Origin of the sequence: Atopomonas hussainii, from assembly GCF_900109735.1 — a bacterium.
Taxonomy (GTDB): domain Bacteria; phylum Pseudomonadota; class Gammaproteobacteria; order Pseudomonadales; family Pseudomonadaceae; genus Atopomonas; species Atopomonas hussainii.
Window position 1 is genome coordinate 117,177 of sequence record NZ_FOAS01000010.1, and the last position, 14,936, is coordinate 132,112.

General features: G+C 59.4%; 13 protein-coding genes. 9 read left to right on the top strand and 4 right to left on the bottom strand.

Annotated features, from left to right (window positions below; translation table 11 throughout):
* Nucleotides 1–42: 42 nt before the first annotated feature.
* The 5 genes from BMX80_RS11295 (at nucleotide 43) to wecB (ending at nucleotide 6,947) form a co-directional block, all read left to right on the top strand.
* Nucleotides 43–2,451 carry a hypothetical protein gene (locus BMX80_RS11295; protein ID WP_083394311.1) on the top strand — a complete coding sequence of 803 codons (2,409 nt, stop codon included), beginning with the start codon at nucleotides 43–45 and terminating at the stop codon, nucleotides 2,449–2,451.
* Nucleotides 2,452–2,458: 7 nt separating this feature from the next.
* Nucleotides 2,459–3,865: a hypothetical protein gene (locus BMX80_RS11300; protein WP_074868489.1), complete on the top strand. Its 1,407-nt coding sequence runs from the start codon at nucleotides 2,459–2,461 to the stop codon at nucleotides 3,863–3,865.
* Between the two features lie 22 nt (nucleotides 3,866–3,887).
* Complete coding sequence (locus BMX80_RS11305) at nucleotides 3,888–4,748, top strand: dTDP-4-dehydrorhamnose reductase family protein (RefSeq protein ID WP_074868492.1); 861 nt, start codon at nucleotides 3,888–3,890, stop codon at nucleotides 4,746–4,748.
* Between the two features lie 68 nt (nucleotides 4,749–4,816).
* Nucleotides 4,817–5,827 (top strand): polysaccharide biosynthesis protein, encoded by a 1,011-nt coding sequence (locus tag BMX80_RS11310; protein WP_071870991.1) that lies wholly within the window; start codon nucleotides 4,817–4,819, stop codon nucleotides 5,825–5,827.
* A complete protein-coding gene (gene wecB, locus BMX80_RS11315; RefSeq protein ID WP_071870990.1) occupies nucleotides 5,820–6,947 on the top strand; it encodes a non-hydrolyzing UDP-N-acetylglucosamine 2-epimerase in 1,128 nt (375 codons plus the stop codon). Before BMX80_RS11310 ends, wecB begins: the two co-directional genes overlap by 8 nt.
* A gap of 16 nt (nucleotides 6,948–6,963) precedes the next feature.
* Here the strand turns inward: wecB and BMX80_RS11320 are convergent, their stop codons facing one another.
* The 4 genes from BMX80_RS11320 to BMX80_RS11335 form a co-directional block, all read right to left on the bottom strand.
* The gene (locus BMX80_RS11320) at nucleotides 6,964–7,236 is read right to left on the bottom strand and encodes an oxidative damage protection protein (protein ID WP_071870989.1); all 273 of its coding nucleotides are present in this window, start codon (nucleotides 7,234–7,236) and stop codon (nucleotides 6,964–6,966) included.
* A gap of 27 nt (nucleotides 7,237–7,263) precedes the next feature.
* Nucleotides 7,264–8,307, bottom strand: coding sequence for an A/G-specific adenine glycosylase (mutY, locus tag BMX80_RS11325; protein WP_074868495.1), 1,044 nt, complete (start codon nucleotides 8,305–8,307; stop codon nucleotides 7,264–7,266).
* Nucleotides 8,307–10,532 (bottom strand): AsmA family protein, encoded by a 2,226-nt coding sequence (locus BMX80_RS11330; RefSeq protein WP_074868498.1) that lies wholly within the window; start codon nucleotides 10,530–10,532, stop codon nucleotides 8,307–8,309. The genes mutY and BMX80_RS11330 overlap by 1 nt, the downstream gene beginning before the upstream one ends.
* Before the next feature lie 78 nt (nucleotides 10,533–10,610).
* The gene (locus BMX80_RS11335) at nucleotides 10,611–11,738 is read right to left on the bottom strand and encodes an NAD(P)/FAD-dependent oxidoreductase (RefSeq protein ID WP_074868501.1); all 1,128 of its coding nucleotides are present in this window, start codon (nucleotides 11,736–11,738) and stop codon (nucleotides 10,611–10,613) included.
* Between the two features lie 125 nt (nucleotides 11,739–11,863).
* On the opposite strand from BMX80_RS11335, the gene BMX80_RS11340 reads away from it, so the two are divergent.
* From BMX80_RS11340 to BMX80_RS11355, 4 genes are all read left to right on the top strand, one after another.
* Complete coding sequence (locus BMX80_RS11340) at nucleotides 11,864–13,105, top strand: sterol desaturase family protein (RefSeq protein WP_074868504.1); 1,242 nt, start codon at nucleotides 11,864–11,866, stop codon at nucleotides 13,103–13,105.
* Nucleotides 13,106–13,149: 44 nt separating this feature from the next.
* Complete coding sequence (hisB, locus tag BMX80_RS11345; protein ID WP_074868507.1) at nucleotides 13,150–13,743, top strand: imidazoleglycerol-phosphate dehydratase HisB; 594 nt, start codon at nucleotides 13,150–13,152, stop codon at nucleotides 13,741–13,743.
* A gap of 266 nt (nucleotides 13,744–14,009) precedes the next feature.
* Nucleotides 14,010–14,648 carry an imidazole glycerol phosphate synthase subunit HisH gene (gene hisH / locus BMX80_RS11350; RefSeq protein WP_074868510.1) on the top strand — a complete coding sequence of 213 codons (639 nt, stop codon included), beginning with the start codon at nucleotides 14,010–14,012 and terminating at the stop codon, nucleotides 14,646–14,648.
* The gene (locus tag BMX80_RS11355; RefSeq protein WP_074868513.1) at nucleotides 14,649–14,909 is read left to right on the top strand and encodes a DUF2164 domain-containing protein; all 261 of its coding nucleotides are present in this window, start codon (nucleotides 14,649–14,651) and stop codon (nucleotides 14,907–14,909) included.
* Nucleotides 14,910–14,936: the final 27 nt, after the last annotated feature.

The window sequence follows — 14,936 nt, forward strand, 5'->3', positions numbered from 1 at the left end:
GCATGCCGTTCGAGTCGTGACGGTACGCAGGGAGGTCTGCTGATGCGCTTGCTGGTCTTCCCGCTGGCCTTCATGGCCAACACCTTCGCCATGATGCTGGTGATGATCGGCCTGAGCCTATTCGGCAAGCCGGTCCTGGCGGCCGACTTCGGCCTGATCCACGGCGCCACGGTAGCGCTGTTCTACTCCTTCTCCGGTAATGCGCGCAGCCTGATCCTGGCAGAGTCCGGCACGATCGGCGCGGCCGGCATCCTCCGCCTGCGCTTGCTGCTGCTGTTGCCGCTGAGCGTCCTGGCTTTCATGCTGTGTATCGGTGTGGTCGATGGCGGCTGGCTATTCGTACTGCTGCTGGTAGTGCGGCGGGCAGCCGAGTGGCTGGCGGAGGTCTTTCTCAGCGAGCAGGAGCTGCATCACCAGGGCCGTGCGGCGCTGCGTTTTCTGTTGATCCAGGGCTGCCTGGGTCTGGCGTTGTTGCTGGCGCTGCTCGATGGCGGCGTCTTGGCAATACCCATGACTCTGCTCTGGGGGCTGTCGCCGCTGCTCGGCTGCGTCAGTCTGGGCCTGCTCGGTCGCGCCCTGTGTAATCCCATGCCGCTGTTGCCGAGCATCCGCCTGTTGTTGCCGCACTTCGGCTCGACCGCGGTCATCGGCGTTTCGGTGTACGTTTTTCGCCTGTTCATCCTGCTGGTGGCGGGCAAGCAGGTGGCGGGCGACCTGTTTTCCGCCTTCGCCCTGGGCGGCATCCTCGGTGCGGTGTTCTCCCAGGCGCTAGGGCCGACCATGGTGCGCCATGAACAGCGCTCCGCCGGGCCGGGGCGCCTGATGCGGCTGTTCAATCTAATGCTGGTGGTGGTGCTGCTGGCGGGGCTGGGCCTGGTGGCGCTGGTCTGGGGCCTGCCGCAGGTGCTCGACTGGACTCACAAGGGCCAGCTGTTCTGGCTGGCGGTGGGCTGCTCGCTGGCCGGTGGCGTGGTCATGGTGCTGGCGCAACGCATCCGCCTGCGCATCATCCAGGACGATGTCGGTGGTGATGTATTCGGCTCGGACATCCTGGCGAACATCCTGCTGGTGGCGAGCATTCCCTTCGTCTTCTACGGCCTGGGGGTGAATGCCCTGGCCCTGCTGTATTTGCTCGGTGCGCTGCTGTCATGGATGTTCTACGCCAGCGAGCGGCATGGCCTTTTGGCGCAGCGTTATACCGGCTGGTTCAGCCAGCGACGTCTGCTACTGCTGATTGCGCTGGCGATTTTCCTGCCGCTGTTCTTCCAGCTGCAGGAAGGCATCTTTCGTGACCCAGCGCACGAGTTCAGCAGTGGCGGGGTGCTGGCGCTGCTGCCGATCCCGCTGTCGGTGCTGGCCTGCTACCTGGGGATGGTGTTGCTGGGGGGCTATTCGCAGGCGCGCCTGGCCCTGCTGAGTCTATTCTTCGTGTTCATCGGCATGTTGCTGACCAGCCTGTTGCTGGGGCCGGCGGGGGAGGGGCAGCATAAGCTGATCCTGCTGATCCAGTACATCCTGCCGATGTTCGCCCTGGTGCTCGGGCAGCAGTTCGGCGGGCGCGAGGATGCCCAGGCGCTGGTGGCGCGTGCGGCCTTGCTGGTGTTGCTGGCGATCGTGCCGTTGCAGCTGCTGGCCACCTTGCTGGCGGGCACTCCGATACTGTCGCCCTCGCTGCGGCTGTTCAGCATCTACCAGCATCTGCAGTACGTTCCGCTGCTGTTCGTTGCGGCCTATGTGCTGGCGTTGTTCGGCCTGTGGGGGCGGGCCGGGCTGGACGGCTGGCTGCAGGGGGTGACGCTGGCGATGGGGGCTTATGTGGTGCTGTCCTGGTCGCTGTTGGCCGGCCTGCTGCTTGCGCTCGGGCTGTTGTTGTTCCTGTTGCAGCAGGGCGTGCGTGACGCGCGTCGGCTGGTGCTGCCGCTGCTTGCGTTCGCGGGGGCTCTGTTGGCGCTTTGGTATGTCCGTGCTCTGCTGCAGGGCGAAGGATCGGCGCCGCTGCCGGCCTCCGCTGATCTGACGCTGCGGGTGCTGGAAGGGCGGGGCGGCTACCTAGAGCGCTGGACGTTCTACATCGATGGCATTACCGGCAGTTGGACCAGCGCCTTGCTTGGCCATGCCCGGTCGCCACAGCGCGAGCTGTACCCGAGCGCGCTGAACTATTATCTCGACTTCGCCTACAACTTCGGCCTGCTCGGGCTGCTACCGCTGGTGCTGCTGGCGTTGTATAGCCTGGTCGCGGTTCTACGGCGCTGGCGTACGTTCTGGGCTGCCACCCCGGCCCTGGGGCTGGCGCTGGTGGTCATCTTCATGCTCACGCTCGACAGTGCCTTCAAGGTCGGCCTGCGCCAGCCGTACTCTGGCGTGATCATGTTCTTCCTTTGGGGGTTGCTGCTGGCGCAGATCGCGCGGCCGACGGCACGCCCAGAAGCTTTCAACGAAAAGGGTGTCTGAGGGTTTTATGCGCTGGGAAGTTCTGATCAAGGCCGTGTGGGTGGTCGTATTCGCGCTGATTGCACTGCTCACCGGCTGCACGCTGGTCGAGTACCAGGGGAGCGCCTGGATCTATCTGCTGTTTACGGCGCTTTCCACTGCGCTGCTGTTCTTCGGTTTCGGCCGGGGTGCGATCTTTTTCGATGCTTTTATTGGCGTCCTGCTGTGGATTGGCTTCTGGTTGAAGTTCAGCGTGCGCACTGCACTCTCCGAGGGGCGCTTCAACATATCTGTTGGTAACTTTGATGGCGGAGCTGCATCGCTGGATAAAGCTCTGCTCGTTGTCTGCTGTGCGTTCGCAGCCATACTGTTGGGGCGCCTGGTCCGTCAGCGCTGGGGGTTCAGCTATCCGCTGAGCATGCCAAAGATTGGGTATGCGGGCATATTTGCTTTTTATCGCCGCTTCCGTGGCACATTGCTTTGTACGTTTGTCGTTGCAGTCGTATTGGTGTGCGCAGCGAATGCTTGGTTTGGCTTTTATCAGAGGGGGCAGGTCGCTCGGGTGATATTGCCATTGGGGTTAAATGGCGTTTTTTCTTGGCTACTTATGTTTGGAATGGCTTCGGTTTCAGCGCTGATCCTGCGTTTCGAATTTGAGCTGAATCGGGAGCGCTACTGGGTAGCGATCAGCCTTGCCATGCTGGAGGCTGCGCTGTCTAACATCTCGCTGTGGAGTCGCGGCATGATTCTCAACGGATCGTCGCTTTTGTACGGTGCTGTAGCCCAGTTCAAACGCTCTGAAATGCGCTTGCGGCTGGGGCTGGCCAGTATTGCATTGGTTGCTTTCGTTGGCTTCTTTGTAGTTTCGGTAGTCTCGGTGAATTGGTTGCGGGCCAATGCATTTTATTCTGGGTATTCGCAAGCGGAGGTTGGTCAGGCGGTAGTTGAGCAGACTTCAATTTTATTTTTAGATCGTTGGGTTGGTATTGAAGGTGTGATGTCGGTAGTGGGCTCCAACAAGACGGGGTGGGATACCTTCGCTCAGGCGCTTGGGGAGCGTTTCGATACCTCGGCAAACTCATTTTACGATCGTAATTTTGTTGAGTCGGCGTACGACAATACGCGTGACGGAGATTTGCATTTTGTCTCCTTGCCGGGCTTTATCGCTTTTCTGTTTTATCCCGGATCCTACCTTTTCCTATTCTGCGCGGTTTTGGCATTCTCGATGCTAGCTGCTGGTATCGAGTATCTAGTCTATCGATTGGGTGGTCAGAATCTGGTGTTCTGCGCGCTGATCGCTCAGGTGGTAGCCTTCCGTTACACCAGCTTCGGCTATGTTCCAATGCAGAGTTATCTGCTATTTGGGTCAATCCTGCTGAACGTCCTGATTTTGTATTTTTCTGATAGGCTCCTGCGTTTTTTCTACAGGCCTTGAGATCTTTGGAAGGTTTTGATTAATGGCTCGAATTCTGGTTCTAGGCGTCACCGGTATGCTCGGTAATGCCGTCTTTCGTGTTTTCAGTGGCGATGCTGCGCACCAGACCTGGGGCACGCTGCGCAGCGCCGCGGCGCTGCGCCACTTCGCCGAGGAGAGCCATGCGCGCCTGCTGTGCGGGGTCGATGTGCTCGATCAGGATGCGCTGACCGCCGTGATGGCGCGGGTCAGGCCGGAGGTGGTGATCAACTGCGTCGGTTTGATCAAACATTTGGCCGACGCCAACGATCCACTGACCGCGCTGCCGATCAATGCCATGCTGCCGCACCGCTTGGCTCGGCTGTGTGAACTGAGCGGGGCGCGGCTGATTCATGTCAGTACGGATTGCGTATTTTCTGGGCGCAAGGGCATGTATCTGGAAAGCGACATATCCGATGCAGAAGATTTGTATGGCAAGTCCAAGTTTATTGGCGAGTTGCATGATGTGCCACATGCGGTGACGTTGCGAACTTCGATTATTGGTCATGAGCTGAATAGTCATTACGCCTTAGTCGATTGGTTTCTTGCCCAGCAGGGGCGCGTGAAAGGTTTCACTAAGGCGATTTTTTCCGGTCTGCCGACTGTTGAGTTGGCGCGGGTGATGAAGGACTTTGTGTTGCCTGACCCTACGCTGCAGGGGCTGTATCATGTCGCGGCTCAGCCTGTAGATAAGTACACATTGCTCAGCTTAGTGGCGGCTCAATACGGCAAGCAGATCGACATTGCTGCTGATGATGCGCTGGTGATTGACCGCTCTCTGGATGGCTCACGCTTTAGTGCGGCAAGCGGTTATGTGGCGCCAGCTTGGCCTGAGCTAGTGAAGCGCATGTACGCCCAGCGCTGAGCTTACGTTTAAGTGGATGATATGAGCTAAGCCCAGTGCCTTGGCTCCGATTTGGAAGGTTCTATTCTATGTTCGACAACAAGGTATTGATGATTACTGGGGGCACCGGCTCCTTTGGTCACACGGTGCTCCGGCGTTTTCTCGATACTGCAGTGCGTGAAATCCGTATTTTTTCGCGAGACGAAAAGAAACAGGAGGACATGCGCATTGCGCTGGCTAACGACAAGGTCAAGTTCTACATCGGTGATGTGCGTGACTATGACAGCCTGAAGCAAGCCATGGTTGGCGTGGACTATATCTTCCATGCGGCGGCACTGAAGCAGGTGCCGTCCTGCGAGTTCTACCCGATGGAAGCCGTGCGTACCAACGTCAATGGCACCGAGAATGTACTCAACGCAGCTATTGCCAGCGGCGTTAAGCGGGTGGTGGTGTTGTCCACCGACAAGGCTGTGTATCCGATCAACGCCATGGGTATTTCCAAGGCCATGGCCGAGAAGCTAATGGTCGCCAAGTCGCGGATGATTCCCGAGGGCGGTACTGTGGTCTGCGCCACCCGTTACGGTAACGTGATGGCCTCGCGCGGTTCGGTGATTCCGCTGTTCATCGAGCAGCTGCGTAGCGGCGAGCCGCTGACGGTGACCGATCCGCAGATGACGCGCTTTCTGATGTCGCTGGAAGACTCGGTCGACCTGGTTCTGCATGCCTTCGAGCATGGCCAGCAGGGCGACCTGTTCGTGCAGAAGGCGCCGGCCTCAACGGTTGGCGATTTGGCCCAGGCGCTCAAAGAGCTGTTAGCTTGCGATAACCCGGTGCGGGTGATTGGCACGCGGCATGGGGAAAAACTCTACGAATCACTAGTCTCCCGTGAGGAGATGGCCAAGGCTGAGGATATGGGGCGCTATTACCGTATTCCAGCGGATAACCGCGACCTGAATTACAAGAAGTATTTTGTCGAGGGTGAGGAGAAAATCTCCGAGCTGGACGATTACACCTCACACAATACCGAGCGTTTAGATGTGCCTGGCATCAAGCAGCTGCTGCTCAAGCTCGATTACATCAAGGAGCAGCTCAATGCTTAAAGTCATGACCCTGGTTGGCACCCGCCCGGAGCTGATCAAGATGAGTCGGGTGATTGCCGAATTGGACCGCCAGGTTAACCACGTGCTGGTGCACTCAGGCCAAAACTACGATTACGAGCTGAACCAGGTTTTTTTTGATGATCTGGAAATCCGTAAGCCTGACCATTTTCTCGGTGCCGCTGGTGAGACAGCAGCGCAGACCATCGCAGAAGTGATTGCCAAAGCGGATGCTGTGTTTGAGCAAGAGCAGCCCGACGCGCTGCTGCTCTATGGTGATACCAATACCTGCCTTGCCGTAATCGCAGCCAAGCGCCGCAAGATTCCGGTATTCCATATGGAAGCAGGCAATCGTTGTTTTGATCAGCGTGTGCCGGAAGAGCTGAACCGCAAGGTGCTCGACCACTTGTCGGATATCAATATGGTGCTGACCGAGCATGCTCGCCGTTACTTGATCGCCGAGGGAATTCGCCCCGAAACCATCATCAAAACGGGCTCGCACATGCATGAGGTGCTGGATTACTACAAGCCTAAGATCGAGGCTTCTGATGTGCTCGTGCGCGAGGGGTTAGAGGCTGGCAAGTTCTTTATCGTCAGTGCTCATCGCGAGGAGAACGTCGACACGCCAGACAACCTGCGCGACTTGCTGGCTACGTTGCGCGCTTTGGCTGATGAGTATGGTTTCCCACTGATTGTTTCGACCCACCCAAGAACGCGCAAGCGCCTAGAGGCCTTGGGTGAGTCGTTAGAACATCCGCTGATTCGTTTTTCTAAGCCATTCGGCTTGCTCGATTACATCAAGCTGCAGATGCACGCTTTTTGCGTTCTTTCCGATAGCGGCACGATTACCGAAGAGGCCTCGTTACTCGACCTGTCGGCGGTGACCCTGCGCAATGCCCATGAGCGGCCCGAGGGCATGGATCAGGGCACGCTGATTATGAGCGGCCTTAAGGCGCAAGCGGTATTGCAGGCGGTGAAAGTGGTTACTAGTCAGCGGCAGGTCGGCCAGCGAGTCATTCCCGTGGTGCCAGACTATGAAGGCGGGCCTGTTTCTCAGCAGGTGGTCAGGGTAGTGCTGAGCTATACCGATTACATCAATAGAACTGTTTGGCGCACGCAGTGAGTACTAGGCCGAGCGCTTAAGCGCTCGGCGGTACATACCCATCCGCTTGGGCGTATTCTTCGCCGGCGAAGAATTTGTCCATTTCGGCTTGTAGAAACTTGCGGTCTTCGGCGTTCATCATGTTCAGGCGGCGTTCGTTGATCAGCATGGTTTGATGCTTTTGCCACTCGTCCCAGGCTTGTTTAGAGACGTTGTCGAAGATGTCTTGGCCTTTGGCGCCGGGGTAGGGTGGGCGGTCTAGGCCTTCGAGTTCTTGCTTGTACTTGCGGCAGTTGACCATGCGGGCCATGACGGTGTCCTCGTAATGCGTTGAGTGTTACAGCAGGGCAGCAGCTTGCTTAAGTAGCTTTTGCACGGGGGCGGCGAGCCCCAGCTTGGGCGGCGCGCTGAGGTTATACCAAAGCCATTCGCCCTCGGCCACGCTGCTCTGCGCTTGGCAGTTTACCAGCACCGGCTGAATGTGCAGTTGGAAGTGGCTAAAGGTGTGCTTTAGTTCGGCCATTGGCTGCTGGCTGCTGAGTTGCAGTTGCCGCGCTTGCGCTTCGCGGTCGATGGCTGCGCTGTTTTCTAGCTCTGGCAGGCTCCACAGACCGCCCCATAACCCTTGGCTGGGCCGGCGATAGAGCAAGATATGCCCGTTGTGCGCAAACAGCGGCATGACCACCTGTTTTTGCGGCAGGGCTTTGCGCGGTTTGGATTCCGGGTATGCGGCTGGCGTGCCGAGTAAGCGTGCTTGGCAGTGGCTGCTCAGCGGGCAGAGCAAGCATTGCGGCTTGCTGCGGGTGCACAGGGTGGCGCCTAAATCCATCATCGCTTGGGTGTAATGATTAACCCGCGCCTCAGGCGTAAAGCGCTCGGCAGCTGCCCACAGCGCACGGCTGGTGGCGGTTTCGCCGGGCCAGCCGGGTTGGGCGAGAAAGCGTGCCAGTACGCGTTTGACATTGCCGTCGAGAATCGACGCGCGCAGGCCCATGCTCAGGCTGGCGATGGCACCAGCGGTGGAGCGGCCAATGCCTGGCAGTTCGCTGAGCTGCTCGACTGAGCGCGGAAACTCCCCAGCAAATTCATTCACCACCTGCTTGGCGGTTTTGTGCAGGTTGCGCGCGCGGCTGTAGTAGCCAAGGCCGGTCCATAAGTGCATCACTTGGTCTTCGCTAGCGGCAGCGAGGGCCTGCACATCCGGCAGCGCATGCATGAAGCGCTCGAAGTAGCCGAGCACGGTGCTGACTTGCGTCTGCTGCAGCATGATTTCCGACACCCACACCCGATAAGGCGTGATGCCTTGTTGCCACGGTAGGTCTTTGCGGCCGTGCTGGTCGTACCACGCCAGCACGGCGTTGCTGAAGGCTTGCGGTGTCATTAACGGCCGAACAGCCCTTTCAGTGCGTCTTTCAGCTCGGGGCTGACTTTGTCGCCGAGTTTTTCTTCCAGCTTCTCGGTGAGTTTTTGTCCGGCCAATTTGGCGGTGATCTTGCCGAGGCCTTCTTGGTCGATACGACAAGCGCGGGCGCCCAGCTCAATTGGGCCACGGCAGCGCAGCGGCCATTCGATGCCGGCAAAACGCTCGTTCACTTGGCAGGCTTCGTCGGGCATCTCGCGGCGATCACCTTCGATGAGGATATTCACCAGATAGTCGATGCCCAGCACGCGCAGATCGATATCGCCTTCGCCTTTCACGCTCAGGCCCGGCAGGCTGGCACGCAGGTCGTCGTTGCGGGCGATGCCGTTTTTAATCCGCAGGCTGCCGCCGAGCTGTTGGAACACCGTATCGCGGCCTTCAATCGGGGCGCTTAACGCTTTGCGGTTGAGCAGGGCGATGCCTTGGCACAGTTGCTGTTCAAGGTTGGCGCCGACCAACACGCCCTCACGCAGGCTGAATTGCGCTACGCCATTTAAGCTGTTCATCCAGCGCTTCAGGCTATTGCCGCGCGCGGTGAGCTGGGTGTCGAAGAACAGGCTGCCCTTGAGTACTTGCTCCTGCTTGCGTGCTTTGAGGACTTGCTCGATGGCGATGCCTTTAACCTCTTTGCTGACATCCAGCAGCGGGTTGTCGGTTTTCGCATCTAAGCTGGCGCTGGCGATCACTTGGCCGCCAAAGGTGTCGGCTTGGAAATGCTCCAGCGTCAGCATGCCGCCACGGGCCTTGAGCTTGGCGCTTAAGTTATCCAGCGGAATGCCGTCGACGGTGAGCTGCTTGAGCTTGAGTTGCCCGGCGATATCCAGCTTGCGCAGGGTGTCCAGTGGCAACAGTGGCTCGTCGCTCCACGCTTCATCGGTGGGCTTTTCCGGTGCCGGCGTGGTGCCGTGGCCGGGGGCGCCGAGCGCTTCTTTCACTTGCGCTTTGCGCTGTGCGGCTTGCGCGGTTTGCGCTTCGCTCTTCGGTGGCAGATAGCGGTCGAGATTGAGCTTGTCACCGTTTAAGTCAAAGCGCAGCGCTTGCTTAGCGAAGTCGGCGATGCTGACTTGACCGGTGAATTGGCTGTCGTCGAGTTTGAGTTTCAAGTCATTCAGCTGCAGCGCTTTGTCGCTGCCATCGAGCTGAGCGAACAGCTCGACGCTGCGTAGGGTGTTGCCGTCTTGCATGGGCGGCAGGGTTTGCCCAAGGCCTTCTAAGAAGGCGCGCGCATCGAAGTTGGCCAGGCTTAATGTGCCGCTCAGTTTGGGGCTCTTATCCAGCTGTTTAACGTTGATCTCGCCGAGCGCTTTGAGTTGGTTGGCGTTGATTTGCAGACCAGTCCATTGGGCGATTTGTGCGCTTTGGTCGAGCAGCAGCTGGCCTTGCGCGGTGAAGGTCAGGGTTTTTCCATTCAGCGGCTCGCCGCTGGCTTCGCCTTGCAGGTGCAGGTCTTCCAGCGCAAAACGCTTGAGGCCTAAGTCAAAGCGCAGGCCGCCTTTAAGGTCGGCGCGGGCGCGCAGCAGCGGTTTGGCCATGCTGAAGAAACCGTGCAGCTCTAGCGGAATACGCTGGCCTTCGGCCACGGCGCCGGTGGTCAGCTGCAGGTTCTCGACGCTGAACTGCTCGCCGGTTTTCGCATCGCGGTAGTTCAGGCGCGCATCGTTAATGCTCAGGCTGTCGATATTCAGGCTGACCGGCGGGGCGCCGCTATCGCCTGACGTGCTGTTGCTGGCGCTTGTGTCGGCCGTTTGCTGCGCGGTGCCTTTGGGTTCGGCGCTGGCTTTGGCCGGTTTGCCGAGGCTTTCCCAGTTGGCTTGGCCTTTGGCGTCGCGCTCTAGATTCAAGGTCAGGCCGTCGACGCGAATGGCGCTCATCTGCACTTCTTTACGCAGCAGCGGCAATACACGCACCGAGAAGCCCAAACGCTGCACGTCAGCCAGCGGGGTTTCTGGCGCTTGCAGGCTGGCGATGCTGGCCTGGTGAATCTCTAGGCCCAGCCAGGGGAATAGGCTCCAGCCGAGGTCGCCTTGCAGGTCTAGGGCGATGCCGGCTTTGTCGCGGGCCAGCGCCGCAATGTCGTCTTTGTAGTCGTTGGGGTCGAACAGGTGGGTGAGGGCAAAGCCCAAACCGATCACGATCAGCAGCAGGCCAACAAATAGCAGGGCGAGCAGTTTGCTTAGGGACTTCATGGTGCTTCCTTGTAAGCGATGAGTCGGAGCAGCGTGGTGTGAGTATACCGGATGGCGCCGTTGATTCAGGGTGGGCGCTTAAGCCAACAGCGCCGCAACCTGCTCGGCCAGCGCTAGGCTGGCGGTGAGCCCCGGCGACTCGATGCCGTATAGATTGACCAGCGCCGGCAGGCCATGTTCCCGTGGGCCTTGCAGCACAAAGTCGGCAGCCGGTTCGCCAGCCATGCTGAGCTTAGGGCGAATGCCGGCGTAGGCCGGTTGCAGGCGCGCGGCATCTAGCTGCGGAAAGTAGCGGCGGATGGCGGTGGCGAAGGGCTCGCGCAGTTGTTCGTTAACCCTGTAATCCGGCTCGACATGCGCGGCACAAGGCTCGACCGACCAATCCACATCGGGGCCAAAACGTAGTTGGCCGCTTAGGTCGAGCGTGGCGTGCACACCAAGCCCGGCGGTGTTGGCTTCGGGCATGGGGTAGATCAGCTGCGTAAACGGACTGCGGCCGGCGTAGCTGAAGTAGCGCCCACGGCACCAATGTGTAATGGGGATTAGCGCCGGGTTAAAGCCGTCGATTTGCGTCGCCAGCTGGCTGGCCCACAGGCCGCTGGCGTTGATCACTGCATCAAAGGCGTGGCTGAATGGCTCACCGCTGCTAGTACCTTCGGCCAGCCAATGATCGCCTTGCCACTGCAAGCGCTCGATGTGGGTATCCAGCGCCAAGCTGGCGCCGTGGCGTTCGGCGTGGGCCAGTAGCGAGAGCAAGTAAGCGTGGCTGTCGATAATCCCCGTATTGGGCGAGCGCAGCGCCTGCACGCCGCACACCGCAGGCTCTAAGGCATGCAGTTGGTGTTGGCTAAGCGGCGCTAGCTCGTCAATGCCGCAAGCGCGTGCATTGGCGGCAAGACGCTCAAGTGCCGGTAGCTCGCTGTTTTCCACCGCAATCAGCAGCTTGCCGATGCGCTGGTGCGGCACTTGGTGCGTTTTACACCAGTGATAGAGGCGCTCGCGGCCTTCTAAACAGGCGCGTGCCTTGAGTGAGCCGGGTGAGTAATACAGTCCGGCGTGAATTACCTCTGAGTTGCGACTAGAGGTATGCGCACCGATGAGTCGCGCTTGCTCGGCGATCACCACGCTGCGCTGTGGGCTGGCTAAGCGCGCAGCACAGGCCAAACCTAAGGCGCCGGCGCCGATGATTAGGGTGTTGGTAGTCATTGCTTTAGTGTGCTGGGCCGGCGCGCTTCACTCAACTGGCGTCAGCGGCCCCTGCTTTTGGCGGCTGCGGTTACCGCAACAGGCGCCATGCTTGGCTAGGCTGAAGAAAAACACCGAGCCTTGCTATGAATATCGCTGTACTGGCCTTTCCGCTGTATATCGTGCTGATTCTGCTGGAGCTGCTCTACGAACGCGCCAGTGGCAAGCACACCTATCGCCTCGCCGATGCTAGCACCAGCATGCAGACGGCTGTGTTGCGGGTGCTGTTGGAGGCACCGCTGCGCCTGCTATTGATCGTGCCCTATGCGTGGCTCTACGAGCATGCACGCCTGCTGGATTGGCCCGCAGATAATCCGTTGGGTTGGCTGGCGGCTTTTGTGTTGGTCGATCTGTGTTTCTACTGGGCGCATCGCACACTGCACCGTTACAACCTGCTGTGGGGCGCACACCAGCCGCATCACTCCAGCGAAGACTTCAACCTGTCGACTGCGCTGCGTAAGGGCGCCTTCCAGACCGCCTTCGATTGGCCCTTCTACTTGCCGCTGGCCTTGCTGGGCGTGCCGCTGCCGGTGTTTATCACCTTGCTAGGTCTGCAGCTGACGTATCAATTTTGGATTCACACCCAGCATATCGACCGCCTTGGTTGGCTGGAGCGATGGCTGGTTACGCCCAGCCATCACCGCGTGCATCACGGCCAGAATGATCGCTATATCGACCGTAATCACGGCGGCGTGCTGATCATTTGGGACAAATTATTTGGCACCTTTCAGGCCGAAGACGAGCCGGTGCGCTATGGCGTGACCACGCCGGTGAATACCTTCGACCCACTGCGCTTGCAGTTCTCCTGGTGGCGTCTGCTGTGGGCCGATGCCTGCGCCACGCAACGTGCGTGGGACAAGCTGCGCCTGTGGTGGATGCCCACCGGCTGGCGCCCCGCCGATGTGGCGCACACGCCGTGGCCAAAGATGGGCGAGGGGCTGTATCAAGCGCGCTTTAGTGCCCATCTGTGGGGTTATGCGCTGGCGCAGTTTTTGTTGGTCAATGGCTTGGCGCTGGCGTTTCTGTTCGCCAGTCGTGAGGCTGCTGTGTGGCAAGCAGTGTTGCTCGGCGTGCTGATTGTCAGTGGCGTGGTGTGCCTCGGTTTGTTGTTCGACGGCAGCGCGCGCTTCGCCAGTGCCGAGCGTTGGCGCTTGCAGTTGGCGCTGCTGGTTAGCGCGTTGGCGGGTTTGCTCACCCCGTGGCTGTGGGCGCTGCTGCCGGTGTTTTTAGTGCAGCGTCTGTGGCTGGCGGTTTTATTGCGCCAGAACGCGGTGCAGGCAGAGGAAATGCCTACTGATCGCGCCAAGGTAGCCGCCAATCGGGCCTGACTCTATAATGGCGGCCCTTTTTTCTGTCCCAAGCGGAGCCGTCGATGAGCGAACGCAAGGCGAGCGTCGAGCGCAACACCCTGGAAACCCAGATCAAGGTCGCTATCAACTTGGATGGCACCGGTCAGGCCAAGTTTGATGTTGGCGTACCGTTTCTTGAGCACATGCTCGATCAGATTGCCCGTCACGGCCTGATTGATCTGGATATTTTCTGTAAGGGCGACCTGCATATCGACGACCACCACACCGTGGAAGACGTCGGCATCACCTTGGGCCAAGCGTTTGCCAAAGCGGTCGGCGATAAGAAAGGCATGACTCGCTACGGCCACTCCTACGTGCCGCTGGATGAAGCCCTGTCACGCGTGGTGATCGACTTCTCCGGTCGCCCCGGCTTAGTGATGCACGTGCCGTATACCCGCGCCACCGTGGGCGGCTTTGATGTGGACTTGTTCCAAGAGTTCTTCCAAGGCTTCGTTAACCACGCGCAAGTCAGCCTGCACATCGACAACCTGCGTGGCACCAACACCCACCACCAGATCGAAACCGTGTTCAAAGCTTTCGGCCGCGCGCTGCGCATGGCGCTGGAGCTAGACCCGCGCATGGCTGGGCAAATGCCGTCGACTAAAGGTTGTCTGTAGAACCTGCCCATTCCACATTCGTGCCCGCGCCAATGGCAAATTGCTCGTGGCGCAAGGCAAGAGGAGAGAAGTTTGGTTATGCCAAATGAGCGACGATTAACGCCGGGGCACGAGCAATTTGCCTTGGCCCATGGGGTTGCGCACCAAGACGCGCCACGCTGCGTTGCGCAACTTGCCAATGAGAGCGCCATTGCCGGCGTTGCGCGCCTTGCTTGGCGCGCCTTGGTGCAGCAACGCGAACATGAATGTGGAATGGGCAGGTTCTAATGCAAACCGTCGCTGTTATTGATTACGGCATGGGCAACCTGCACTCGGTGGCCAAGGCGCTGGAGCACGTCGGTGCCGGGCGCGTGTTGGTCACCAGCGATGCGCAGGTGATCCGCGAGGCCGATCGTATTGTCTTCCCCGGCGTCGGCGCGATTCGCGACTGCATGGCCGAGATCAAGCGCTTGGGCTTTGACGAGCTGGTGCGTGAAGTCAGCCAAGATCGTCCGTTCTTGGGCATCTGCGTGGGCATGCAAGCCCTCTTAGAGCGCAGCGAAGAAAACGGCGGCGTGGACTGCATCGGCTTGTTCCCCGGCCAAGTTCGCCACTTCGGTACTGATTTGGTCGAAGACGGCGCCGTACTGAAAGTGCCGCACATGGGCTGGAACCTGATCGAGCACAGCATCGACCACCCGCTGTGGCACGAGATTCCCAGTGATGGCCGCTTCTACTTTGTGCACAGCTTCTATGTTGAAGCCGGCAACGCTCGCCAAGTGGCTGGGCGTGGGCATTATGGCGTCGATTTCGCCGCTGCGCTGGCCGATGGTTCGCGTTTCGCTGTGCAATTTCACCCGGAAAAAAGCCACACCCACGGCCTGCAACTGCTGCAGAACTTTGCCGCGTGGGATGGCCGCTGGTAAATGAGTCGGGGCAAGAGCCAGACGCCGTTATTGCGTCTTGAGGCCGAGCAAGAGCAAGCCGCTGTGGCCTTGCTGAAAGCGTTTCTCGATGAGCGCTTTGAGCTAGCACTGGGCAGTTTCGAAGTACAAGAGCTGCTCGATCTGTTTGCTCAAGAGATTGCCCCGCATTACTACAACAAGGCGATTTTCGATGTGCAGGCGCACCTGCAAGACAGGTTTGCCAGCATTGAAAGCGACCTTTGGGCGCTCGAAAAGAGCTAACCCATGACTGATTTTCTCGACTTGAAC

Coding starts and splice junctions, on each gene's coding strand:
- BMX80_RS11295 (WP_083394311.1), top strand. CDS start 43: ATGCGCTTGCTGGTCTTCCCGCTGGCCTTCATGGCCAACACCTTCGCC.
- BMX80_RS11300 (WP_074868489.1), top strand. CDS start 2,459: ATGCGCTGGGAAGTTCTGATCAAGGCCGTGTGGGTGGTCGTATTCGCG.
- BMX80_RS11305 (WP_074868492.1), top strand. CDS start 3,888: ATGGCTCGAATTCTGGTTCTAGGCGTCACCGGTATGCTCGGTAATGCC.
- BMX80_RS11310 (WP_071870991.1), top strand. CDS start 4,817: ATGTTCGACAACAAGGTATTGATGATTACTGGGGGCACCGGCTCCTTT.
- wecB (WP_071870990.1), top strand. CDS start 5,820: ATGCTTAAAGTCATGACCCTGGTTGGCACCCGCCCGGAGCTGATCAAG.
- BMX80_RS11320 (WP_071870989.1), bottom strand. CDS start 7,236: ATGGCCCGCATGGTCAACTGCCGCAAGTACAAGCAAGAACTCGAAGGC.
- mutY (WP_074868495.1), bottom strand. CDS start 8,307: ATGACACCGCAAGCCTTCAGCAACGCCGTGCTGGCGTGGTACGACCAG.
- BMX80_RS11330 (WP_074868498.1), bottom strand. CDS start 10,532: ATGAAGTCCCTAAGCAAACTGCTCGCCCTGCTATTTGTTGGCCTGCTG.
- BMX80_RS11335 (WP_074868501.1), bottom strand. CDS start 11,738: ATGACTACCAACACCCTAATCATCGGCGCCGGCGCCTTAGGTTTGGCC.
- BMX80_RS11340 (WP_074868504.1), top strand. CDS start 11,864: ATGAATATCGCTGTACTGGCCTTTCCGCTGTATATCGTGCTGATTCTG.
- hisB (WP_074868507.1), top strand. CDS start 13,150: ATGAGCGAACGCAAGGCGAGCGTCGAGCGCAACACCCTGGAAACCCAG.
- hisH (WP_074868510.1), top strand. CDS start 14,010: ATGCAAACCGTCGCTGTTATTGATTACGGCATGGGCAACCTGCACTCG.
- BMX80_RS11355 (WP_074868513.1), top strand. CDS start 14,649: ATGAGTCGGGGCAAGAGCCAGACGCCGTTATTGCGTCTTGAGGCCGAG.